Annotated in this window: 20 protein-coding genes; 2 read left to right on the top strand and 18 right to left on the bottom strand. The window is 36.7% G+C overall.

Annotated elements, in window-relative coordinates; all coding sequences use genetic code 11:
* Positions 1 to 32 precede the first annotated feature (32 nt).
* The 3 genes from miaA to Q0093_RS03750 form a co-directional block, all read right to left on the bottom strand.
* Positions 33 to 953, bottom strand: a complete 921-nt coding sequence (miaA, locus tag Q0093_RS03760) for a tRNA (adenosine(37)-N6)-dimethylallyltransferase MiaA (protein WP_294177526.1) — start codon at positions 951 to 953, stop codon at positions 33 to 35.
* Positions 950 to 2080, bottom strand: a complete 1131-nt coding sequence (locus tag Q0093_RS03755; RefSeq protein ID WP_297928489.1) for a hypothetical protein — start codon at positions 2078 to 2080, stop codon at positions 950 to 952. Before Q0093_RS03755 ends, miaA begins: the two co-directional genes overlap by 4 nt.
* Positions 2081 to 2519: 439 nt before the next feature.
* A complete protein-coding gene (locus Q0093_RS03750; protein WP_297928488.1) occupies positions 2520 to 4691 on the bottom strand; it encodes a S9 family peptidase in 2172 nt (723 codons plus the stop codon).
* A 138-nt stretch (positions 4692 to 4829) separates the two neighbouring features.
* Here Q0093_RS03750 and Q0093_RS03745 point away from each other — a divergent pair, with 138 nt between their 5' ends.
* Positions 4830 to 6761 carry an NAD(+) synthase gene (locus Q0093_RS03745; RefSeq protein WP_297928487.1) on the top strand — a complete coding sequence of 644 codons (1932 nt, stop codon included), beginning with the start codon at positions 4830 to 4832 and terminating at the stop codon, positions 6759 to 6761.
* Between the two features lie 44 nt (positions 6762 to 6805).
* Here the strand turns inward: Q0093_RS03745 and Q0093_RS03740 are convergent, their stop codons facing one another.
* Genes Q0093_RS03740 through Q0093_RS03715 form a run of 6 tightly spaced genes read right to left on the bottom strand, consistent with a single transcriptional unit; the run spans position 6806 to position 14018 of the window.
* Positions 6806 to 7384: an STM3941 family protein gene (locus Q0093_RS03740; RefSeq protein ID WP_297928486.1), complete on the bottom strand. Its 579-nt coding sequence runs from the start codon at positions 7382 to 7384 to the stop codon at positions 6806 to 6808.
* 7 nt (positions 7385 to 7391) lie between these two features.
* Positions 7392 to 7685, bottom strand: coding sequence for a PG0541 family transporter-associated protein (locus Q0093_RS03735; RefSeq protein WP_122304509.1), 294 nt, complete (start codon positions 7683 to 7685; stop codon positions 7392 to 7394).
* 60 nt (positions 7686 to 7745) lie between these two features.
* Positions 7746 to 10874, bottom strand: a complete 3129-nt coding sequence (locus tag Q0093_RS03730) for an efflux RND transporter permease subunit (RefSeq protein ID WP_297928485.1) — start codon at positions 10872 to 10874, stop codon at positions 7746 to 7748.
* Positions 10875 to 10931: 57 nt separating this feature from the next.
* Positions 10932 to 11951, bottom strand: coding sequence for an efflux RND transporter periplasmic adaptor subunit (locus Q0093_RS03725; RefSeq protein WP_294177532.1), 1020 nt, complete (start codon positions 11949 to 11951; stop codon positions 10932 to 10934).
* A gap of 44 nt (positions 11952 to 11995) precedes the next feature.
* Positions 11996 to 13372 (bottom strand): TolC family protein, encoded by a 1377-nt coding sequence (locus tag Q0093_RS03720; protein WP_297928484.1) that lies wholly within the window; start codon positions 13370 to 13372, stop codon positions 11996 to 11998.
* Positions 13373 to 13400: 28 nt separating this feature from the next.
* The gene (locus Q0093_RS03715; RefSeq protein WP_294177534.1) at positions 13401 to 14018 is read right to left on the bottom strand and encodes a TetR/AcrR family transcriptional regulator; all 618 of its coding nucleotides are present in this window, start codon (positions 14016 to 14018) and stop codon (positions 13401 to 13403) included.
* A 310-nt stretch (positions 14019 to 14328) separates the two neighbouring features.
* On the opposite strand from Q0093_RS03715, the gene Q0093_RS03710 reads away from it, so the two are divergent.
* A complete protein-coding gene (locus tag Q0093_RS03710; RefSeq protein ID WP_297928483.1) occupies positions 14329 to 16620 on the top strand; it encodes an NADP-dependent malic enzyme in 2292 nt (763 codons plus the stop codon).
* Between the two features lie 77 nt (positions 16621 to 16697).
* Here Q0093_RS03710 and lysA read toward each other — a convergent pair whose 3' ends face one another.
* From lysA to mtgA, 9 genes are all read right to left on the bottom strand, one after another.
* Positions 16698 to 17855, bottom strand: a complete 1158-nt coding sequence (gene lysA / locus Q0093_RS03705) for a diaminopimelate decarboxylase (protein WP_294177536.1) — start codon at positions 17853 to 17855, stop codon at positions 16698 to 16700.
* Between the two features lie 130 nt (positions 17856 to 17985).
* Positions 17986 to 19302, bottom strand: coding sequence for an aspartate kinase (locus tag Q0093_RS03700; RefSeq protein WP_294177537.1), 1317 nt, complete (start codon positions 19300 to 19302; stop codon positions 17986 to 17988).
* 111 nt (positions 19303 to 19413) lie between these two features.
* Complete coding sequence (locus Q0093_RS03695; RefSeq protein WP_294177538.1) at positions 19414 to 20091, bottom strand: cell division ATP-binding protein FtsE; 678 nt, start codon at positions 20089 to 20091, stop codon at positions 19414 to 19416.
* 5 nt (positions 20092 to 20096) lie between these two features.
* A complete protein-coding gene (hisIE, locus tag Q0093_RS03690) occupies positions 20097 to 20693 on the bottom strand; it encodes a bifunctional phosphoribosyl-AMP cyclohydrolase/phosphoribosyl-ATP diphosphatase HisIE (RefSeq protein WP_294177539.1) in 597 nt (198 codons plus the stop codon).
* Between the two features lie 9 nt (positions 20694 to 20702).
* A complete protein-coding gene (gene hisF, locus Q0093_RS03685) occupies positions 20703 to 21458 on the bottom strand; it encodes an imidazole glycerol phosphate synthase subunit HisF (RefSeq protein WP_294177540.1) in 756 nt (251 codons plus the stop codon).
* Positions 21459 to 21466: 8 nt separating this feature from the next.
* A complete protein-coding gene (gene hisA / locus Q0093_RS03680; protein ID WP_294177541.1) occupies positions 21467 to 22186 on the bottom strand; it encodes a 1-(5-phosphoribosyl)-5-[(5-phosphoribosylamino)methylideneamino]imidazole-4-carboxamide isomerase in 720 nt (239 codons plus the stop codon).
* Positions 22187 to 22200: 14 nt separating this feature from the next.
* Positions 22201 to 22791 (bottom strand): imidazole glycerol phosphate synthase subunit HisH, encoded by a 591-nt coding sequence (hisH, locus tag Q0093_RS03675; protein WP_294177542.1) that lies wholly within the window; start codon positions 22789 to 22791, stop codon positions 22201 to 22203.
* Between the two features lie 6 nt (positions 22792 to 22797).
* A complete protein-coding gene (gene purU, locus Q0093_RS03670) occupies positions 22798 to 23673 on the bottom strand; it encodes a formyltetrahydrofolate deformylase (protein WP_294177543.1) in 876 nt (291 codons plus the stop codon).
* A 118-nt stretch (positions 23674 to 23791) separates the two neighbouring features.
* Positions 23792 to 24469, bottom strand: coding sequence for a monofunctional biosynthetic peptidoglycan transglycosylase (mtgA, locus tag Q0093_RS03665; protein WP_294177544.1), 678 nt, complete (start codon positions 24467 to 24469; stop codon positions 23792 to 23794).
* Positions 24470 to 24567: the final 98 nt, after the last annotated feature.

The raw sequence follows: 24567 nt of genomic DNA, 5'->3' as shown, positions 1-24567 counted from the left end.
CTCTTTACTGAATAGCCCGGATATCCCTGTATCTATTTTTTCAGCTGTTCTTTAATTTTTATGATTTTTTCTTCCAAAGGTAAAAATGCATCTAACCAAAAAATAGAAAACCCCCTCCGTTCCATTCCTCGAAACCATGTCATTTGTCTTTTCGCAAATTGATGAATAGCTATTTCTAATTTACTCACCATTTCGTCATAAGAAAGTCTCCCTATCAAATATTCTGTCAGATATTTATATTCAAGGCCATAATAAATAAGATCATCCGGAGAAATTCCTTCTTTTAATAAAGCTCTTACTTCATCCACCATTCCCGAATCAAGTCTCATCTGTAAACGTTCAGAAATCTTTCTCCGACGGGCTTCCCTTTCTATATCGACTCCTACGATAAAACTGTTCAATGGCTTGTTTTTTCTCTCCTCCGGTTGCTGATTCCTATAAAATTCGGCTATTTCTATAGCTCTTACAGCCCGCTTACAACTATCTACATCCGTAGTATTATGCAAAGTCTTATAAGTTTTCAATATAGATGTCAACTCTGTCAATGTCTTGTCTTTCAACTTCTCACGAAGTTCTTTATTTTCAGGAACCTGAGGCATACTATAACCTTTTAAGACAGTCTCTATATAAAGACCTGTTCCCCCACATAATATAGGAAATTTTTTTCTCGTCCTCAAATCCTGAAAAACTACATTAAAGTCTCTTTGATATTCATAAAGATTATATTTATATCCCGGTTCACAAATATCAATCAAATGATACGGGATTTCTTTATCTTCATATTTATACTCTTCCAAATCTTTTCCCGTACCGATGTCCATGCGCTTATAAATCTGACGGGAATCCGCACTTATAATTTCCGTATTTAAATCAGCAGCCAAAGCAACAGCCAAAGAAGTCTTCCCAGAAGCCGTAGGTCCTAATATCGTTATTAAATCAAACATATATTTCATTTTTCCTTCTCAGTATATTCCCATGCGAGCAAAATCGTATTCTTCAAAAACTCATACTCTTGTTCAAAACAGGTACTAAACACACCTTTTCCCAATTCTGCATCAATCTGATCGGATGTCCAAAACTTTCCTCCACGAGGTTTATTAATGACATACGACTCATCGGAAACATTCAAAACATATAACATAATTACACGATTCATGATATCGGTTTTAAACTTCGATGTCAATATTCTACGCGGGGCATTTCGGTTTTCTACAGATATATATTTTTCCGTAGCCATTTTCAACACATTATCAGGCGTTTCTCCATAACGCAAATCTTCAGATACCGGAGTATCCAAATGAAGTCCCGATAAACTTCCCTTTATTTGACCCGGTTGCAAATATATTCTATTACCACACATAATGATGACACGCAAATGCGGATGGAGATAATGATTCCCACGACGGAAACTCTCGTGTTTTTCTACTCTTCCGATAACAGATAAAGATTCATTAATAATCGGTAACCACGTTTCTTTAGAAAGCATTTTATTCAACAAAATAATCCGGATACATTCGTAAACAAAATAAAACACCATCAAAATAAGGTTCAAACGATAATTCAAGAAAACGTATATATCCGGATACATACTACGAGAATAAGTATTGAACATAATCGTAACAGCCAAATAAAAACTCAATACATACAGCAATAATCGTGACATATACATAAATTCATGCATTATATTGGCCATCACCACACGATCTTTACGTGAATAACCACGAGAATGCCTATGAAATAAAACCCTATGTAATCCTCGAACGATCAAAATATTAATAAAAAGCAATATGCCTAGAAAAACAGTATTGGAAATAAGAAATAAAGAATTGTAAAAAAGCAATTTCAAAGAAGCGAATTGGATCAACGTAAGAGTTGAAACTCCGAACATAAGCAAAAATCGACGATAAAATATCCGGTAAAAAATTTCGATACACAGACAAATCAAACCTATAAACAATGCCAGTTTTACTGTATTAATTTCTGTCAAATGATTATTGGTTAACGATACCAGAAAAAGAGGTAAAAGACCTGCCGACTGCAAATAAAAATATCTATGCTTAAACAATTTTTCTTGTTTCATATTTCAACTATCAGAGAGCTCAAAAAAAATTTACATTCCCAGTAATACAGACGAAACTTTAAATATTCAAGTATAGTCTTTTTATTTACTCTGGCAATAAAATTATTTATTAAACAACCTTTCTCTAAGTCATTCCTATCAAGTTAACATGTAGAATAGCACTTTTACGGTGAATGAAGAATTTTATTTCCCCTAACCTAATCAAGGAAGAAGAAGCATAATTGTTATACATCCTTATAGGCTAAACTCGAAGCTAAGATGCAGTATTTTTATGTAATATGCAACATAATCCAGCAGATTAACATTTGATCTTCTAAAATACTAATATCCAGATTTAAACAAAATAGCGAACAACTTTATTTTTTGTATAATATAATAACAAAAGAACAGGCTGAATAATTATGCACTCAGTCTGTTCTTTTTATTTATAGTCTTGTTCTTATTTTAAATTTCTTTGCAAAAAATCATATACCCGAGTATAAAGATGATATCGGGTATTGCACCCGTAAATACTATGGTTACGGTTTGTATAAATCTGCATTTCGAACTGCTTATTTGCTTGTACCAAAGCTTCGCTATATTGCAATGTATTAAGATAATGAACATTGTCATCCGCAGTACCGGAAATAATCAATAACTTCCCATCAAGATCTGCGGCTTTTTTTAATGGAGAAGTCTGTATATAGCCATCGTTATTCTCTTGAGGAGTACGCATATAACGTTCAGTATATACCGTATCATAATAACGCCAATCGGTTACCGGAGCAATAGCTATTCCCGACTTAAACACTCCTGAACTCATCGACATTGACATCAATGTCGTATATCCGCCGAAGCTCCAGCCCCAGATAGCAATATTACTTGAGTCTACATATCCCAACGATCCCAAATAACGGGCTGCTGCTATCTGATCTTGAGCTTCTAAAATTCCCATTTTACAATATATAGCGCGAGAAAAAGCTGTACCTCTACCCCCTGTACCTCTACCGTCCACACATGCAACAATATAACCGTTATCCGTTAAATATTGAGTCCAGTCTATAGCAGCCCACTTATCTAAAACCATTTGAGAACCCGGTCCGCTATATTGCACCATCACAACAGGATATTTTTTCCCGGAGATAAAATTATCCGGTTTCATTATATAACCATTTAATATTTCTCCCGACTCATTCTTAAAAGTAAAAAATTCTTTCCGAGAAAATGGCAGATTTTTCAATTTTGAATTTTCTTCGATAATACGCAATTGTTTACCTTGAGAATTATGTACTGTCACAACCGGCGGAGTTACCGCATTGCTATATTCATTTACAAAATAGGTGCAGGCCGGATTAAAATGGGCTTGATTATACCCCTTTTGTGTTGATATTTTTACAATATTTCCTTTGTTGTCAACACGATAAACAGCTCTACATAAAGGACTTTCAGCAGCAGATTCATAATAATAATACCCCTTGGCATCTTGTCCGTAATATGCTGTCACGTCCCAATTTCCTCGGGTAACTTGTCGAATAAGAGTACCTGACATATTGTAATGATAAAGATGTCTGAATCCGCTTTTTTCTGATGCAAAAATAAAACCGGAAGGATAAAAAGTAATGTAATCCATAATATCCGGATCTATCCATGTTTCATTTTTATCCTGAATCAATAATTTACTCACTCCTGATTTCGGGTTTGTCAGAAACATTCTAAAGTCATTTTGATTCCTATTAAGGGTCATCACGGCCAATTGATCCGGATTTTGCGTAAACCGAATACGCGGTATATAACTGTCTTCATCAACAGGTACATTCATTTTTTTTACTGCACGAGTCTCTACTGTATAAGTAAAAACAGCGACTTTACTATTTTTTGTTCCGGCAACCGGGTATTTATACACAAATTCTCCGGGATAATACGCATAAGGAGTCAGACTCGGACATTCCCCTTCAAACATCTGTATTGAATATTCCGGAACATCCGTTTCATCTGTCTTTACAAATGCTAATGTAGTGTTATCGGGAGACCACGACAAAGTGCTGACAACAGAAAACTCTTCTTCATAAACCCAATCAGGAATTCCGTTCAATATTTTATTCTTTACTCCATCAGAAGTAATTGCAGACTCAGTTCCATAGTCCAACTTTTTCAAATAAATATTATTATCTCTCACAAATGCAACCATTCTTCCATTAGGTGAGAATGTCGCAATCTGTTGCTTTCCCGGTTTATCAGAAAGAGGCTTTACCAAATTCCTTCTTATTTCAAAGGTATAATATACAGCCTTGAAAGAACGGCGATAAACAGGCTCTGCATCGGCATATAACAATATCTTTTTTTCATCTGCACTCATTGAATAGCCGTCAAAAGTTTTGAAAGGACATTCTCTTGCCGAAGCTACATTAAATAATGTGTCCACAGCCTGTCCGGTTTTATAACTATACTTTATAATCATGGTTTTATCTTTCGATCTTTGAGTATAGTGTTCTCCGTCATTCATAGGTAAAAATGCAGGAACTCGCTTCGTTTGATATTCTCCGGATACGATAGACTTTAAATCAAACGTATGTGCTGAAAAGCCTGATTGAGCACAAAAGCACAGAAGTGCTACATAAATGACTTTTTTCATTTGTATATATTTTGTTTTTTACAAAAGTACATATTCATATTTCAAGATAAAAATCTGCGAAATATTTTTTTATTCCAAACCGCCATAGGCTACATAAAATTCATACTTTTGCAAAAATAACCCTAATTCGAGCAAATCATGACCAACGGATTCGTAAAAGTTGCAGCAGCTATTCCAAAAACAAAAGTCGCTGACTGCATTTACAATACAATTGAAATTGAAAAATTAATACGAGAAGCCGGACAAAAACATATAGAAATAATCGTTTTCCCGGAATTATGTATTACTTCTTACACCTGTGGAGATCTATTCACTCAACAGTTATTAATAGAAAGCGCAGAAAAAGCTTTAAAGAAACTAATCGACAAAACAAGTGATGAAAAGCTTTTGTGTGTTGTCGGTGCTCCTGTCACCAACGGTAATCAAATATTCAATGCAGCTATCGTATTCCAAGAAGGGAAAATATTGGGGATCATTCCGAAAACATTTTTACCTAATTACAAAGAGTTTTATGAGAAGCGATGGTTTTCGTCTTCTATGGATAACCGACAAACCTCAATAAATTTTTGTGGACAAGAAGTTCCGTTCGGTACGGATTTATTGTTCCGGTCAGATCAAGTCGTTATCGGTACAGAGATTTGTGAGGATTTGTGGGTTACTGTTCCTCCCAGTTCATTACAGGCTTTAAATGGAGCTAATATATTGTTAAACTTATCGGCCAGCAATGAATTAATCGGGAAACAAATTTACAGAGAAGAACTTATACGACAGCAATCAGCTCGTTGTAATGCCGCTTATATATATGCATCTGCCGGAAGCGGAGAGTCATCGACTGATCTCATTTTTGCAGGAAATGGAATAATTGCAGAAAACGGAACAATTCTCGCTGAAGGTCAGAGGTTTATTTCTGAAAAACAGTTAATTATTTCAGAAATCGATATAGACCGTTTACTTTTTGACCGAAGAATAAATTCAGGGTATAATAGTTGCTCGATGTATTCTACAGAAAAATACCGGAGTATAGATTTCCATCTTCCGACATACGAATTAACAGAATTGAAAAGAACCATAACACCTCATCCTTTCATCCCGTCCGAAAATAAACTTTTGTTTGATCGGTGCGAAGAAATTTTCAATATACAAATAACCGGTTTAGCAAAACGTATTATCCATACACACGCACAATGTGCAGTTATCGGTATATCGGGAGGACTTGATTCGACACTCGCACTTTTAGTTTGTGTAAAAACATTCGACCGACTAAAACTAAACCGCGAACAAATCATCGGTGTTACCATGCCCGGTTTCGGTACTACCGACCGAACCTACCATAATGCTAAAGAACTAATGAAACTGCTCGGCGTGACAATACGGGAAATCAGCATCAAAGAGGCATGCATACAACATTTTAAAGATATAAATCATGATATTAATATTCATGATATTACTTATGAAAACTCTCAAGCAAGAGAAAGGACTCAAATTCTTATGGATGTCGCCAATCAAAATAACGGATTGGTTATCGGTACAGGAGATTTATCCGAATTGGCCTTAGGATGGGCTACATATAATGGAGACCACATGTCGATGTATGGAGTAAACGGAAGTATTCCTAAAACTCTTGTGCGTTATCTTGTCGAATGGGCTGCATCTCAAGAAATATCTGCCGAAGCGAAACATACATTATTAGACATCGTCAATACTCCTATTAGTCCGGAATTAATTCCGGGAGATGAGCACGGCAATATCAAACAAAAAACCGAAGATTTGGTAGGACCTTATGAATTGCATGATTTCTTTTTATATTATTTTTTACGGTTCGGATTCCGTCCCGCCAAAATTTACTTCTTAGCCCGACAAGCTTTCGAAGGAAAGTATGATACAAGTACGATACAAAAATGGTTAACAATCTTTTTTAAACGTTTTTTCAACCAACAGTTTAAACGCTCATGCCTTCCCGACGGTCCAAAAGTCGGTTCGGTGAGCCTTTCGCCCAGAGGTGACTGGAAAATGCCGAGTGATGCAAACAGTACAATATGGATAAAAGAATGTGAAGAACTTCCCTTATAAAAAAAGCAGGATTTAAAATCCTGCCTTTTTTATTTGATTCGTAATCAATCCGATACAATGACCGCATTCACTCCTCTTATAGCCTGATATCGAGATGTTACTACCGCATACAATTCCTCAAAAGAACAATCCAGTGCCCGTATCGAAAGACATATAGGAGAGCCATATTGATGTAGCTTCAGCATTAAAGATCGTTTTTTTATTGCTGTGGGTTCTTGCATTATATATTGATTGGGATTTTTGACTACCAAAACGACATATTTATAATTCAGATTTTCAAGATCATCCATAACCTTAATTTTCGTCACATCATTCCAGAGTACCGTGCCAATCCTATAACCGGTAGAAAGATCAGTAATTCCCTCATCCGATATAATCATCCCTACATATCCATCTTTCCGTAAACTATAAATAGCCCATAAAGAAAAAAAGAATAGCAAGATTCCCATCAATGCGAATAGCAACGCTAAACGACGTCCCGGCAAATGCTGCCCATATAAAATAACAGATAAGAAAAATAAAAATATTGTAATAATAAATATAGTGGTCGAAAAAAAATAGATACCTCTCCTTTTTCGAGCACTCAACATAAATTTGACAATAACATTTGCTTTTTCGGCCATAACTTGTTTATATACTTTGTTCTATATTCCAGACAAAAGCCCTAAGCCCTAAAGCTTCCTTTTGTTTATCTAAGTTATTGAGAAGTTTCAATAATCCGTCGACTTGCCGGTCTTCGACCATGGTCAATATCGCAGAATTCATACTCGGCCAAGCATGACTACCATAATGTGGTTCACCTTTTACAGAGCCTCTCCCCTGAATATTTTCCCAATATGAAAACCCTCGACAATTATGATGATCTAAAATACTCTGAATCATCTCTAAATGAGCCTGATCAAAGGCTATAAATACTGCTTTCATAAGTTAGCTATTTACATTTTAAACTTCAGGAAATGACAGATTCCCTGAAAGAGTATATAATTACAATTTCTCTAATCCTTTCAATTCTGCCGCTAATTTACGTCGTTTTCGCAATACTCCGTTTTTAGCAAATATGCAATATACAACAGGTACGATCACCAGCGTAATCAACGTTGACACAGATAATCCCCAAGCAACTGTCATACCCATAGAACGCCACATCTCCGAGCCTTCGCCAGTTCCCACAGCCATGGGAATCATACCGAACACAGTCGTCAAAGTCGTCATCAACACGGGACGCAAACGAGACTTGCCGGCATGTATTACGGCATGAGTAATAGACAGTCCCCTTTCCCGATTCAAAATAGTATAATCAATTAATACGATACCGTTTTTCACTACGATACCGGCTAACATAATGACACCGATCATCGCCATAACACCTAACGGCGTTCCCGTCACGGCTAATCCTATAAATACACCGGTAAAAGCAAATGGTAGGGAAAACATAATAATAAAAGGATCGGTAAGAGATTCGAATTGTGCCGCCAATACAATAAACACAAGTATTATGATCATAATTCCTAAAATAGTCAAATCCTTAAATGTATCTTGTTGATCTTCAAAAGCTCCACCGATACTCAAACTTATGTCAGACGGAATATCCATTTTGGAAATTATATTCTGTGTTTCAGAAACCAAATCTCCTAAAGCAGCACCCGGAGCAACAACTCCTTTTACCGTTACGACCCGCTCCCTGTTTTTTCGTTCTATCGTCGGAGGGGTCATACGTTCTACGACTTTTCCCAAATCTCGAATCCGGACACCGTGTCCCTGAGAATTATATACCATTATATTTTCAATGTCTTCTACAGATTGGCGATATTCCGGTGCATAACGAACAGTAATATCATATTCATCACCATCCTCTCTGTAATAAGACGCTGTCGATCCGTTGATACGATTACGTAAATATGAAGATGCCGTAGCTACGTTCAGTCCGTTCAAAGCTAACTTCTCTCTGTCAAAATCAACCTGATACTCAGGAATATAATCTTCCCGACTGATATGTACTCCTGAACAAATTTTTAAATCTTTCATTTTATCCGAAAGTTCGGAGGCTATCTTGTCGGTCATATTAAAATCATAACCATAAACTTCGACATCTACGGTACTTTGTCCCCCCATCGATTCAGAGCTTCCTCCGGCATTTACCTCAAAAGTTTTAATTTCCGGGTACTTTTTCAGATCCTGACGCATCAATTCACAAATCTCCACTAATCCTCGTTCACGATCACCGACACTGGACAAATTAATATTATATGAAATAATGTGAGTTCCGTTGGTTTGTATCGATCCGAAAGTATTGTCCGTATCTGCTTGTCCCACCGTAAAATTCGAAATTAAAATTTCCGGATATTTTTCTCTGAACTCCTTATCTATTTTCAAGGCCAGTTCTCTTGAAATTTCCGTACGTGTACCGACCGGTAATTCTATTGTCACACCAATACGAGCATTATCTTGCGTCGGGAAAAATTCGGTAGAAATGAATTTTGTGAGAAACAAACTTCCGACAAAAATTACCGCAGCACCACATACGACAATCGTACGATGACCGACTGCCCAAGTAATTAATTTTGCATACCCGGTATCCAGCAAATCCAAAACTTTTTCTATCGGTGTAAAGAAAAGCATAAACAGCTTTCCTTTTTTAGGATCGAGACGCAACCACTGCGAACAAAGCATTGGTGTTAAAGATAGGGCACAAACTGTAGAAACAATCATTATTATACTCACAATCCATCCTAACTGACGAAATAAAATACCAGCCATTCCGGTAATCATCGTCAACGGCAAAAATACTGCCAACATAGTAAGAGTAGAAGCAATAACCGATATTGCAACCTCATTCGTACCGTGTATTGCCGCCTGTTTCGGAGCACTTCCCCGTTCAATATGGTTAGTCACATTTTCCAATACTACGATAGCATCATCTACAACCATACCAATAGCAATACTTAACGAACTCAACGATATAATATTTAACGTATTTCCGGATATCAACAAATAAGCGAACGAAGCTATTAAAGAAATAGGTATCGTAATAACAATAATAAATGTAGCTCTCCAACGCCCCAGAAAAACCAAAACGACCAGCATTACAATAACAAACGTAACGGCTACAGTCTCTACTAAGCTGCCGATCGTATTTTCGATATTCGTGGATGTATTTATAATAATATCCAGCTTCACATCAGAAGGGAGATCTTTTTGAATAGCAGGCAACCGTTTTAAAACAGCATTAGAAATATTTACGGAATTTGCACCAGACTGTTTTTGAATAATAACCATTCCTCCCTGAAGTCCGTTATTATATGCTTCCTGAGCCCTCTCCTTAACACTATCTTCTATGCGTGCTACATCTTTCAAAAAAATAGTTTTATCGCCATACGTACCGACAACAATGTCCTCCATCTGTTTTGCGTCCGTAAACTCCCCTTGAACTCGTAAAGAATAGGTATTAGAACCTATATCGATACTACCTCCTGGAGTATTAAGATTTTCTTGAGCGATGATTCCTGATATACCCTCAACAGTAAGGTTATATGCTTCTAATTTCTGCGGATCACAATATACTTGTATCTCTCGTTCCGGAGCTCCGGTCACAGATACCGACCCCACTCCACCGATACGTTTTAACGGGTTAGCGACCTTATCATCCAAAATTTTATAAAGAGCAGGCATACTCTCTTCTGCCGTAACCGAAAGAATCAAAATCGGTATATCATCTGTTCCGAATTTAAAAATAATGGGATTTTCGACATTATCCGGAAGGGAGGTCTCGACAATATCCAGTTTATCTCGGACATCATTTGTCGCGACATCTATATCCGTACCATACTCAAACTCCAAAGTAACAATAGACAAATTTTCTTTTGACTGAGATGTTATATGTTTTAAATTGGTTACGGTATTCAACGTATTCTCCATAACTTTCGTTACGTTTGTTTCTATATCTGAAGCACTAGCTCCCGGATATGCAGTCATCACCATGATAGTATTAGTCTCAATATCCGGTAACAGGTCAATAGATAATCTACTCAACGAAAAAAGACCGATAATTACAATAGCGACAAAACAGAGAGCTGTTGTTATCGGTTTCTTTACTGCGGATGAATATAAACTCATAACTTATTCTTTTTACATTTAAATGAAATACGGAAAGAGGAACTCTTATCGATTTTGCTACTCTGCATTCTCAACAGAAACCTCTGCCCCATTCGTCAAACGGCTCTGCCCGGCAACAACGACTTGATCCCCATCGGATACTCCGGAAATAATTTCGTATTTATCATCCATCCGACGACCTAATAAAACTTTATTATAGGAGACCTTTCCATCTTTATATACATAGATATAACGGTCTCCAGATCCTGCTTGCTTGATTATAGACAAATCTGGCGCAACTACATGATTTTGTGTTCCGAAATTCATCGTAACACGAGCAAACATTCCAGGACGAACTTTCAGATCTTTATTCGGTAACTTGATTTCTACCGGAAATGTCCTTGTCTGGGGATCGACTGTCGGATAAATCAAACTAACTTTTCCCTGAAATATCTCATCTCCATAAACTTCGACTTTTACATTAACATCCATTCCTTTTTTTACCCGAGTATAAAAACTTTCCGAAACATTTACCAAAAGTTTGACCGGTGACATTTGCTCAATAGTCACAACCGGCTCACCCCCGATCATATCTCCACTATCATAATTTCGTGCCGTAACAATTCCATCTATCGGACTGACCAATCTCGTGTTTTCTTTCAAATTCTCATAGGCAGTTTTTGCTACGTCCAGCTGTGTCTTTTGAGCATCTAAACTTTGTTTAGATGCTCCACCGACTTTATATAATTCAAATGCACGGTCATATTCTAACTGAATATTTTCCAATTGAGTCTGCGATTGGAGCAAGTTTGCTTTATCCATCTGAGCCAATACTTGCCCTTTACGGACATGATCACCGACTTCAACCAAAATATCATTGATGCGCAATGACATTGACGGAGCTATGTTATTTACGACATTGGCTTCGACCGTCGCTGTGAATTCCTGTATCTGTTCTACCTCTTGTGTCTTTACAGTCTCGAGTCGGACAAGAGGTTTTTCATCAACCTTAACTTCTTGTTTTTTTTCTGAAGTACAAGAGAACATCACAACCGAAGCGACTAATGACATAATGCAGAATTTCTTATTTCTTACCATATTTATTGTTTTTTATTTCCTTGACTTTTTGAGAATTATAAATATTAATTTTGTTGATCTTTCATATATTTACTCAAATCGACATTACCTGTAACTTGTTCCAAATCCGATTTAGCAGCCAGATAATCATGGATAGCTTGGTAATATGATAATCGGGCATTTGTAAGAGCAACATTAGCATCATTTACTTCGATAAAAGTTGCAGCTCCGATCTCAAATTTTTTCTGCATGATTGAATATGCTTTTTCGGCTTGTCTTACCCCTTCTTTATTAGAGGCAATTTGTTTAATGGATTTTTGAATATTATCCATATATGAGATAGATTGCATCTGTAAATTCCTAACTAAATCTTGCCGGCGGAATTTCATCTGATTAACCGTTAATTGTGCATCCTTTATCTTATAATAACGGCTACCTCCTTGAAAAATCGGGATTGATAAGGTTAAACCGATCATTGAATACGGATTCCAACGAAAATCTTTAAATATAGGCCCATTACTCATAGAAGTCCAATTATATAAACCGGTTGCTGTTAAAGTCGGATACCATGACATCTTTTGTACAACCAATGCTTTTTTCAAATAATCCGCTTGCAAATCGAGTTGTTTCAAATTTGTGTTATTTTGTAAAGAGGTATCGATATTCAACGCTTGTTCATACATATCAGCCTCATAATCTGACAACTTATTTGCAGGAGTAACCTCAATATTCATGTCCAATCCCAAAAGAACCTTCAAGTTTACCTTAGATAATTTCACCCCATTCTCGGCTTGTAATAATCCGGGTTCTAAAGTCCGTACCTGAACCTCAGCGCGCAACACATCGTATTCCGAAGCGACACCATGTTCATATTTATTTCTAAAATCCTTTGCATTTAGGCAGGCATTATCATAACTCTCTTTCAAAACTTGATATGAATCTTCACTCATCATAACATTGTAGTATGCCTTCTTTACCTGATCTACTAAAGATAACCGCGAAGCCCGGGCACTTTCTAAAGTCTGCTCTATATCAGCTTTCGAAAGTTGTATATTTTTCCAAAACGTAGGAGCAACAATCGGCAATTGAAAATTAAATCCCATAGAATAAGAGTTATCTTGCCCGACTTTCATACCATTATCCATTCCCGGAATATCCATGTCCATATACATAACTTGTTTCTTCAATGTTCGGGAATAGTCTCCGGATGCCGTAATCGTAGGAAATAAGTTTCCGATAGCCCCCTTGCGAGAATAATCTTTTCTGGTGATCTCTATATCGGCTACTCTTATCGTCGGGTTTTCGCTTAAAGCAATTTCGATAGCCTTATCCAAATCTAAGGTCAAAGACCGAGACTGCTCCTGAGCTCCGACTTTATATACAATCGCAAATGTTAACAACAAAGTCATCCCGACCTGTCTTAAACACATATCTTTTTTCATACTTATTTGGGTTCTAATAAATTTATCTTTATGTATTCTCTGTTCTATCGACAAACTCATCGATAAACATAATTCCTTTTGAAGTCGCAATACCACGAATAAAGTTCATGAAAATCGTTTCATAAACATCTATAAACGAATAATGCGAGGCAAATACTTCATCTGAATTAAAAAGAAAATCAAATTGCGCCATCAATAAAAAAGAAGCTATTTGCGACTTCAAATTTTCACGAATCAAACCTTCTCGTTTGCCTTGTTCCATTAATGAAGCCATATATCCGGCTCTTTGATCTCTATTATTATCCAGAACTTGTGCAATAGACGGATGATAGCGTTTTACATCACTAAAATAATTTCTATTCACATTTTGCATTTTACGCCATGTACTTTGAAAAACCTTTAACAACAGATCTAACGAATTTTCAGCAGTTTTATAAATCTCTTCAGCCTCATCTTCTGTCTCTTTCTGAATATACAAAATACATTCTAACAATAACTGGTCTTTATCTTTAAAGTTTTCATAAAGCGTACGTTTCGAGATTCCCATCTGACTGGCGATATAATCCATTGTCACAGATTTAATCCCATGTCTGGTGAACAAAACCGCAGCTTTATCAATAATTCTGTTTCTCAATTCTTTATTCATACGGCTTTTTTCTTTTAGAGTCTACTTAAGAGCTTGTCTAAATTTTTGCATTAAAAAGCTTAATCACTCTTTTATATTTGACAAAGATAAATGAAAACTTATAAAACACATAAAGTTTTCTGAATAATCCATTTTTCAATACAGTTAATTAATGTAAACAAGGCGATCTCAAAATGAACACATTATTTAACAATGTTATAGTTTGTATTTTTTATTTTCGGGATAAATATAAATTATTAGATTTGCATGGAAAATTTTGATAAATATTGAATTAATATTCTATTTACATTACATATATAATTTACAGCATATGTCAAAAGTAACGAAAGAAGCAGCCCTTTTATATCATAGTCAGGGCAAACCCGGGAAAATAGAAGTTGTTCCCACCAAACCATACAGCACACAAATGGATTTATCACTCGCCTATTCTCCCGGTGTGGCCGAACCATGCCTCGAAATAGAGAAAGATCCACAAAAAGCATACGAATACACATCAAAAGGCAATCTGGTCGCGGTTATATCAAATGGAACGGCAGTATTAGGATTAGGTGATATCGGTGCATTAGCAGGGAAGCCTGTCATGGAAGGAAAAGGTCTTCTGTTCAAAATATTTGCCGGGATAGATGTTTTCGATATCGAAGTAAACGAAAAAGATCCTGAAAAATTTATCCAAGCCGTAAAAGCCATTGCCCCAACATTCGGAGGTATTAATCTTGAAGACATAAAAGCTCCCGAATGTTTCGAGATCGAAAATCGGTTGAAAGCCGAACTATCCATACCCGTAATGCATGATGATCAACACGGTACAGCTATAATATCCGGAGCTGGATTGTTAAATGCACTCGAAATACAAGGTAAAAAAATCGAAAATGTAAAAATCGTCGTTAACGGAGCCGGAGCTTCAGCCAGCTCATGTACAAAATTATACATGATGTTGGGTGCGAAAAAAGAAAATATCGTAATGGTCGACAGTCGTGGAGTGATAAACAAAAAACGTACCGACCTGAACGAATCGAAAAAGCAATTTATCACAGACCGGGATATCGATACTTTAGAAGAAGCTATGCGGGGTGCGGATGTATTTCTCGGACTTTCGAAAGCGGACGTATTAAGCGTTGAAATGATTCGTTCTATGAACGAGAAACCAATCGTTTTTGCATTAGCCAATCCGAACCCGGAAATTGCATACGATAAAGCCAAATCTTCTCGTCCTGATTTAATTTTTGCAACAGGTCGATCAGACTATCCGAATCAAATCAACAACGTTCTCGGATTCCCTTACATATTCAGAGGAGCTCTCGATGTAAGAGCAACTTGTATTAATGAAGCAATGAAATTAGCGGCAGTTTATGCCATTGCAGGATTAGCTAAAAAACCTGTTCCTGATGTCGTTAATGCAGCATATAATCTGAAACGAATAAGTTTCGGCCCGGAATATATTATTCCCAAACCTCTCGACCCCCGTTTACTCACGACCGTTGCTCCGGCAGTTGCAAAAGCAGCAATCGAATCTGGTGCTGCAGCTCCAATAATAACCGATTGGGATGCTTATGAAAGTAAATTGAGAGCTCTAATGGGATATGACAATAAAATGATACGTCGGTTCACCGAAATGGCTGTTCAGAATCCGAAACGTGTCGTATTTGCCGAAGCCAATCACGCCAATATGCTTTCGGCTGCCGTTACTGCTTATCAAGAAGGTATCTGTTTCCCGATCTTACTGGGGAATACCGACTATATACATAGTGTAGCCGAACAAAACGGTTTAAATCTCGATGGTCTCGAAATCGTAAATTTACGAAGCGGCGAAGAAACGGAACGTCGTGAAAAATATGCAAAAATATTAGCACAGAAACGTCAAAGAGAGGGTATCACTTTAGACGAAGCTCGAGAAAAAATGTTCGACCGCAACTATTTTGGAATGATGATGGTAGAAGTAGGTGATGCTGACGCATTTATAACCGGAACTTATACCAAATATACCGAAACCATACAAATTGCAAAAGATGTTATCGGTATTCGGGAAGGTCATAAACATTTCGGAGCAATGCATATCATGAATACCAAAAAAGGAACTTATTTCCTTGCCGATACACTCATCAACCGCCATCCCGACTCAGAGACATTAGTAGATATTGCTCGTTTAGCCCGTCATGCCGTAAAATTCTTTGCCCACGAACCTGTTATGGCAATGGTATCTTATTCTAATTTCGGCGCTGACAATACCGGTAGTCCGGTACAAGTGCATGAAGCGGTCAGAGAAATGCAGGAAAATTATCCTGAATTGGCAATTGACGGAGAAATGCAAATCAATTTTGCTCTTAATACAACTCTGCGAGACAAAACATTCCCGTTCAACAAATTGGCAGGAAAAGAAGTAAATACACTCATTTTCCCGAATTTAAGCTCAGCCAATTCGGCATATAAGATGTTATTGGAAATGGGATTAGCAGAGTCTATCGGACCGATTCAAATGGGATTAAACAAACCTATACATTTTACGGATATCGAAAGTTCTTCAAGAGATATTGTAAACTTGACGACTGTTGCCGTTCTGGATGCCATAGTACAAGAAGAAATCAGCAAATCAAAACAAAAATAAAAATATCCGATAATAAAATAGAGAGGGCTTGTTTACACAAACCCTCTCTATTTTATTTGTCAAGACCTACGGAAATATCATATTTTATCTTGATAATAAGCTTTAGGCAGTTTTCTGCAATTATATTGTGAAGCCATAATTTCACCATATGCACCTGCCGAACGGATAGCCAATAAATCTCCTCGTTGAGTTTTATTTAATGAGACCATTTTTCCAAAACAATCAGACGACTCACAAATAGGACCTACGACATCATACTCTTCCGGCAACTGATCTGAAGTAATATTTTCTATTTTATGATAAGCTTGATATAAAGCGGGACGAATCAAATCTGTCATCCCGGCATCAGTTACTACAAATTTTTTGTTTACTCCCTCCTTCACATACAGGACTTTTGTAATCAAAGAACCACATTGACACACGACAGATCGTCCTAATTCAAAATGAACTTCTTGCTTAGGTCTCAACTTAAGATGTTTATGGAAAACGTCAAAATAATTTTTGAAATCAGGAACAGACTGTTTGTCCGGTTCTTCATAATTGACCCCCAAACCGCCACCGACATTTATGGAATCTACGATAATCATCCGTTGGTACAAATGTTCTTGTATTTCATTAATTCGAATACAAAGACCCTTGAACGAATCCATATCCGTAATTTGCGAACCGATATGAAAATGCAACCCGATAAGCCGAACATTTTTCAGTGTTTCTAAATGGCCGAGCACCGAATCTAAATGAACTAAACTAATCCCGAACTTATTCTCACTCAACCCCGTAGTAATATAGTGATGCGTATGTGCATCAATATTAGGATTAATACGTAAAGCTATCGAAGCGGTCTTACCGTATAAAGCCGCTAATTCATCGATATTATCCAACTCCGGAACGGATTCTACATTAAAACAATATATATCAGATTCCAGTCCTAACTTAATTTCCCAATCAGCCTTACCAACCCCTGCAAAAACGATTTTTTGAGCCGGAAAACCAGCATCCAAAGCAGCTTTTATTTCTCCTCCGCTCACACAATCTGCACCTAATCCATTCTCTCTAATAATAGAGAGTATACGGTTATTGGCATTCGCTTTTACAGCATAATGAACATGATAATTTGAATGCAAAACTGTTTCTTGTTTTATTTTATCTAATGTCTCCCTCAGTAAAGAGGTATCATAATAGTAAAAGGGGGTCTCTATATTTCTGAACTTATCGATCGGGAAAACGCCTTTCATATATTTATCAATTTAATATTTTAAGATTTAAAAGCCTATGAAAATGTTTTTAGGCCTGTCGACTACAATAAATGCAACCAATTTTTAAAAAACACGGACTACTTTTTAATAGTCCGTGTTTTTTCTCTTCTTATTTATCAAACAAATATTTACTTAAAGATTGTAATGCAGCAGTCTTGTCTTTTGATTTTATCAGAAACGATATGTTGTAATTACTACCTCCGTAAGATACCATTCTTACCGGAATATCTTTCATTGCCTGCATTGTATTCGATTCGAATCCGATATTATTCCATTCTAAATCTCCGACAACACAAATAATAACCATATCTTCATCGACTGTGACAGTACCGAATTTTTTCAGATCATCTAAAATTTCTGTTAAATGTTTTGTATTATCGATAGTCACGGAGACTCCTACTTCCGAAGTGGTCACCATATCTATAGCTGTCTGATAGCTTTCGAAAATCTCAAAAACCTTACGCAAGAATCCGTAAGCCAAGAGCATACGCCCCGATTTGATTTTAATGGCTGTAATACCGTCTTTTGCCGCTACAGCTTTTATCTTTCCCGGCTCTGATTGATTGTAAATCAAAGTTCCCGGAGCTTCAGGTTCCATTGTATTTAATAAACGTACCGGGATATTATTTAGTTTAGCCGGAAGAATACAGGTAGGATGCAATATCTTTGCCCCGAAATATGCTAATTCCGCAGCCTCCTCAAAATGCAAATATCTTACCGGAGAAGTATTTTTAACAAATCGAGGATCATTATTATGCATACCATCAATATCTGTCCATATTTGTATCTCGTCAGCCTGAATAGCTGCACCGATCAATGAAGCGGAATAGTCGCTTCCTCCTCGTTGCAAATTATCTATTTCACCATAAGCATTCCGGCAGATATAACCTTGCGTTATATAAATAGGTGCATCGGGATTTACAGACAATAAATCTTTTAATTTCGTTTTAATATATATCGGATCTGGCTCGGCGTTTTTATCCGTTCGCATATAATCCAAAGCCGGGATCAATACAGATTTTACACCTGTCTCATTCAGGTACAAATTTACCATAGCCGTCGATATCAGCTCTCCTTGAGCCAAAATCACTTTCTCTTCAAAGAGAGTAAAAAGATCTTTCGTAAAAGAACGAATATAGTCGAAGTGAGATTTTACAATTTCAGTAGCCTTCTGTTTATACTCGTCTGTACTATACAGTTCATCGATAACCTGCATATATTTATGCTCAAGGCCATTGATAATTTCATTAGCTCCATCCGGATTTTTTTTATATAAATAATCCGAAATTTCTACGAGTGTATTCGTTGTGCCGGACATAGCAGACAAAACAACTATCTTCTGCTCTCCATCACAAATCAATTTGGCAACATCTTTCATTCTTTGTGCTGAGCCCACAGAAGTTCCACCAAACTTTAAAACTTTCATTTTTATTCTTTCAATTAATAGTTCGTATATTAAATACCTGTATTTTCAATAATTTATATTCAATATCTAAAATGCAAAGATAAGATATTATATATAATAAGCAACCGATACTTAAAGAGAGACTTCAGATAAACATTTGTTCTCACATTTCAATAAGCGACCGGGAAACTCTTCTACCAGCCGATGATTATGGGTCGTCATAATAACAGCCGTGCCCGTCTGACAAATAGAATGCAATAACGATACAATTTGTTGTCCAGTCTGAGGGTCGAGATTTCCGGTCGGTTCATCCGCCAAAATAATCTGCGGAGAATTCAATAACGCTCTGGCTATAACAATTCTTTGCTGTTCCCCTCCCGATAACTCATGCGGCATTTTATACGCTTTATTTTGCATGCCGACTTGCACCAAGACTTGCTCTACTCTCTCAGTTATCTCTGCCTTGTTTTTCCAACCGGTCGCTTGAAGAACAAAATTGAGATTGTCTTTTACAGATCTATCGGTCAATAACTGAAAATCTTGAAATACGATACCTATTTTCCTCCTCAACTGAGGTATATCCTTCTTTCGGAGAGATTTCATATTAAATCCAAGAACAGAGGCCTCCCCTTCAACTACCGGAATCTCAGCATACATCGTCTTCAACAGGCTACTTTTCCCTGTACCTACCCGACCGATAAAATAAACAAACTCTCCCGAATACAATTTAAAATTTACATCTTTCAGAACAACAAGTTCCTTACGGCAGACTTCAACATGGTCATATTGTATCAATAACGCATCTTCCATAAATTCTATTCTTTATGCCGTTTTTTCAATTCTCTGGCAAGATCTTCTATCCGATATCCTTTTGACGTCAATAATACAATCAAATGGTAAATTAGATCAGATGCCTCATAGATAAGCCGATCATCTGTCCCGTTCGTTGCCTCAATTACCGTCTCCACAGCCTCCTCTCCGACTTTTTGCGCCATTCTGTTTATTCCTTTGTTAAACAGAGAAGTCGTGTACGAACCTTCCGGCATCTCTTTTTTACGGCGATCTATAAAATCTTGAAGATACTTAATAAACATAATATCTTCCTCGTTTTTTTCATCAAAACACGTATCGCTACCCGTATGGCAAACCGGACCTACCGGACGTACTTTGATAAGAAGCGTGTCTTTATCACAATCTTCTTTTATTGAATCAACCAACAAAAAATTACCGCTTTCTTCACCCTTTGTCCATAATCGATTCTTAGTACGACTAAAAAATGTTACTTTACCTAATTCTTTAGTCTTTGCTAACGCTTCCTCATTCATAAAGCCCAACATCAGTACTTTAGAAGTATAACTATCCTGTATAATCGCAGGAATCAATCCTCCCATTTTTGCAAAATCTATATTCATTTCAATACGTTATTTTCTTACACAAATATTTTCTCGATCTAAATAATCTTTAAGTTCTGAAATAGAAATCTCCCCAAAATGAAATACACTTGCGGCAAGAGCAGCATCAGCCTTCCCTTTCTGGAAAACATCTCTAAAGTGTTCTTTCTTACCAGCGCCTCCTGATGCTATCACCGGAATATTCAGCTCAGAATTCAACGTTGCTAACGCATCATTTGCATATCCGTCTTTTACGCCATCATGAGTCATACTGGTAAACAATATCTCTCCTGCACCTCTCTCCTGTGCTTCTCTTGCCCAAGAAAAAAGCTCTTTATCTGTCGAAACTCTTCCTCCATTTAAATAACAACGCCATAAATTATCGTCAAAGTTAGCATCTATGGCAACAACACAAACTTGTGAACCGAAATTTTTTGCAATTTCTTCAATTAATTTCGGATTCTTCAATGCAGAAGAATTTATTGAAACTTTGTCTGCACCGGCATTCAGTAAACGGTCAACATCATTTATTTCATTTATTCCACCACCGACGGTAAACGGAATAGATACTTTAGCTGCAACCTTCTTGACAATTTCCGTAAATGTCTTGCGTCCTTCATAAGAAGCGGTTATATCTAAATAAACCAACTCGTCTGCACCTTGTCGGCTATATGCGTGCCCCAATTCAACCGGATCTCCTGCATCTCTGAAATTTATAAAATTTACCCCCTTTACAGTTTTACCGTCTTTTACATCCAAACATGGAATAATTCGCTTTGCTAACATATCTATTTTTATAAAAAACGTAACAATTCCTTCAATGTTATACGGCCTTCATAAAGGGCTTTCCCGAATATAACGGCAGGAACTCCGGCCGACTCTAATTTTTCAATATCTTCGATAGAGGAAACTCCACCACTTGCTATCAAATAAATCTCAGGAATTACAGACATCATCTTTTTATATAAATCGACAGATGGCCCGTTCAGCATTCCATCTTTACAAATATCCGTAGTAATTACTTTTTTTACTCCGGATTCTACATACGTTTCAACAAACGGGATAAGCTCTTTATCTGACGATTCCGTCCATCCTCCGACTGCAATTTTTCCATTTTTAGCATCAGCTCCAAGAATTATCTTTTCTGAACCGAATTTCTCAAGCCATGACAAAAATATCTCCGGATTTTTCACAGCAATACTGCCTCCGGTTACCATCTGAGCACCCGACTCGAAAGCGATTTCCAAATCTCCGTCAGATTTAATGCCACCCCCAAAATCTATTATCAACGACGTACGAGAAGCAATACGTTCTAAAGCTTTATAATTCACTATATGATGAGCTTTAGCTCCATCTAAATCGACAACGTGCAATCGCCTTATTCCATGATCCTGAAATTCTTTTGCAACCTCCAGCGGATCATGATTATATGTAGTCATACGTTTATAATCACCTTGCGACAAGCGCACACACTTACCGTCTATTATATCTATCGCCGGTATTAATTCAATCATATCATTCTATATGTTTATAATGACAAAAAATGATTAAATATATCTTCTCCGACAGCTCCGCTTTTTTCTATATGAAACTGAGAAGCATAAAAATTATCTTTATGTAAAGCCGCACTAAAAGGCAAAATATATTCTGTCTCAGCAGTGGTGTATTCACATATTGGAACATAATAGCTATGAACAAAATATACATATTGGTTTTCAACATTTTGCGGAAACACACGCATATCGACATTCTTCACCGTATTCCATCCCATATGCGGTATTTTGTACTCTATACTTTCAGTATGAAAACGCTTTACATCGACATCGAATATATTCAAACAATCGACATCTCCTTCTTCTGAATGTCGGCACATCAGTTGCATTCCTATACAAATGCCTAATACCGGTTGCTTCAAGTCTTTAATTAAAGAATCCAGATTATTTTTTTTCAAATAACGCATCGTCGACGCCGCCTCTCCTACTCCCGGAAATATTATTTTATCAGCCGACATCAATATTTCTTTATTATCCGTAATTTCTGCTTCTACCCCGACTCTTCTCAAAGCACAATCTACTGAATAAATATTACCGGCATTATATTTTACAATTGCAACTTTCATTTTCCCTTAATTGAAAACAACGGTTTTGTTGCGATAAGTCAATATTTTCCGATCGATATGCTTTTCTACAGCTCGAGATAATACTATTTTTTCGAGATCCTGACCTTTATAGACCAAGTCGGAAATAGAATCTTTGTGAGAAATACGAACGATATCTTGTTCGATAATAGGACCTGCATCAAGGTCTGTCGTTACGTAATGACTTGTAGCTCCGATTAACTTCACTCCCCGCTCAAAAGCCGCATGATAAGGCTTAGCTCCCATAAATGCCGGAAGAAACGAATGATGAATATTTATGATCTTATCGGGATAATGCGTTATAAAATCGGAAGAAACGACTTGCATATATCGTGCCAATACGATAAAATCTATATCATACTCTTTCAACAGCTCCAACTCTTTTGCTTCTTGTTCGATCTTATTGTCCTTATTGATAGGAAATACATGATAATCTATATCGAATCTTTTAGCTACACTTTCTAAATCGGGATGGTTACTGATAATAACAGGAATCTCAACATTCCATTCTCCGGCCGTATATCGCGCCAATATATCGTACAAACAATGAGACATCTTCGATACGAATATAGCCATACGTGGCTTACGGTCATTAAAATAGAGATTAAAACTCATATCATATTTTTGTCCGTATAATGTATTGAAATAATCTTCTATTTTATTTTGCGGAATAATAAAATTTGTCAGATCCCACTCCACCCGCATAAAGAACGCATGATTTTCCCGATCCACATATTGATCAAGATACAGGATATTCCCTCCGTTCACATTAATAAAATCTGTTACAACAGCTAATATACCCGGCTGGTCTGGACAATGCATCAGCAATATTGCATTTGTACTGTTATTTTTTTGTTTTGACATATCTTCTCTATTTTGAAGTGCAAATATAACAAAATAAAAGCGAACAATCCTATTATTCTACAAATTTGAACAAAAATAATCTCACAAAATAGCTATTTGCAAGAAATAAAAAATCGCATCAGAATTTCACAGTACCTATTTGATCCATCAATAACAAAATTTTTCGCTTTCTCTTCTGCATATAGGGAGAGGGTGCCGATGAATCGAAATTGAGAGGATTAGGTAACGATGCGGCAATAAGAGCACACTGCGATCGGGTAAGCCTTCGGGCTGTAGTTCCAAAATGGTGTTCTGCAACAGCTTCCGCACCATATATATTTTTGCCCATTTCGATAGAATTCAGATACACTTCCATAATTCGTTTCTTTCCCCATAACTGTTCTATCAAAAATGTAAAATAAGCCTCCAATCCTTTGCGAATAAAGGAATGTCCCGGCCATAAAAACACATTTTTAGCGGTCTGCTGAGATATAGTACTCGCTCCTCTGGCTTTTTTACGTGTTTTATTTTCTTCTATCGCCTTCTTTATTTGCTGAAAATCAAACCCTGAATGTTCTAAAAAAAGATTATCTTCTGAGGCGACTACCGCTTGAGGCAACCATCTGCTCATATCTTCTAAAGAAATCCATCGATGATATAAACGGGGCTTTTCTCCGGCCATAATATCTTGTGTATAACGGATCAACATAAGAGGCGTTATATATACCGGAATAAAACGGTATAAAAGAACTGAAAGAATCGTCGAAATAAAAAAGAATGCGATAATATTTCTTATAATACGCCGAACACGCTTCATATATTACATTGTTTAAATACAGCTGCAAACGTAAAAATATTTTTTGATTAAATAAGAGCCTGTCCAAATTTTCCAACAAAAAATATTATCAGGTCATT

This window comes from uncultured Coprobacter sp., from assembly GCF_947855755.1.
GTDB lineage: Bacteria > Bacteroidota > Bacteroidia > Bacteroidales > Coprobacteraceae > Coprobacter.
Note: the sequence above shows the minus strand (reverse complement) of the source record. Positions and strands in the feature narration are given on the sequence as shown.

Coding starts and splice junctions, on each gene's coding strand:
- Q0093_RS03745 (WP_297928487.1), top strand. CDS start 4,830: ATGACCAACGGATTCGTAAAAGTTGCAGCAGCTATTCCAAAAACAAAA.
- hisIE (WP_294177539.1), bottom strand. CDS start 20,693: ATGAATATAGATTTTGCAAAAATGGGAGGATTGATTCCTGCGATTATA.
- Q0093_RS03720 (WP_297928484.1), bottom strand. CDS start 13,372: ATGAAAAAAGATATGTGTTTAAGACAGGTCGGGATGACTTTGTTGTTA.
- hisH (WP_294177542.1), bottom strand. CDS start 22,791: ATGAAAGTTGCAATTGTAAAATATAATGCCGGTAATATTTATTCAGTA.
- Q0093_RS03710 (WP_297928483.1), top strand. CDS start 14,329: ATGTCAAAAGTAACGAAAGAAGCAGCCCTTTTATATCATAGTCAGGGC.
- Q0093_RS03725 (WP_294177532.1), bottom strand. CDS start 11,951: ATGGTAAGAAATAAGAAATTCTGCATTATGTCATTAGTCGCTTCGGTT.
- miaA (WP_294177526.1), bottom strand. CDS start 953: ATGAAATATATGTTTGATTTAATAACGATATTAGGACCTACGGCTTCT.
- mtgA (WP_294177544.1), bottom strand. CDS start 24,469: ATGAAGCGTGTTCGGCGTATTATAAGAAATATTATCGCATTCTTTTTT.
- Q0093_RS03715 (WP_294177534.1), bottom strand. CDS start 14,018: ATGAATAAAGAATTGAGAAACAGAATTATTGATAAAGCTGCGGTTTTG.
- Q0093_RS03695 (WP_294177538.1), bottom strand. CDS start 20,091: ATGGAAGATGCGTTATTGATACAATATGACCATGTTGAAGTCTGCCGT.
- Q0093_RS03700 (WP_294177537.1), bottom strand. CDS start 19,302: ATGAAAGTTTTAAAGTTTGGTGGAACTTCTGTGGGCTCAGCACAAAGA.
- Q0093_RS03740 (WP_297928486.1), bottom strand. CDS start 7,384: ATGGCCGAAAAAGCAAATGTTATTGTCAAATTTATGTTGAGTGCTCGA.
- Q0093_RS03750 (WP_297928488.1), bottom strand. CDS start 4,691: ATGAAAAAAGTCATTTATGTAGCACTTCTGTGCTTTTGTGCTCAATCA.
- purU (WP_294177543.1), bottom strand. CDS start 23,673: ATGTCAAAACAAAAAAATAACAGTACAAATGCAATATTGCTGATGCAT.
- Q0093_RS03755 (WP_297928489.1), bottom strand. CDS start 2,080: ATGAAACAAGAAAAATTGTTTAAGCATAGATATTTTTATTTGCAGTCG.
- hisF (WP_294177540.1), bottom strand. CDS start 21,458: ATGTTAGCAAAGCGAATTATTCCATGTTTGGATGTAAAAGACGGTAAA.
- Q0093_RS03730 (WP_297928485.1), bottom strand. CDS start 10,874: ATGAGTTTATATTCATCCGCAGTAAAGAAACCGATAACAACAGCTCTC.
- hisA (WP_294177541.1), bottom strand. CDS start 22,186: ATGATTGAATTAATACCGGCGATAGATATAATAGACGGTAAGTGTGTG.
- Q0093_RS03735 (WP_122304509.1), bottom strand. CDS start 7,685: ATGAAAGCAGTATTTATAGCCTTTGATCAGGCTCATTTAGAGATGATT.
- lysA (WP_294177536.1), bottom strand. CDS start 17,855: ATGAAAGGCGTTTTCCCGATCGATAAGTTCAGAAATATAGAGACCCCC.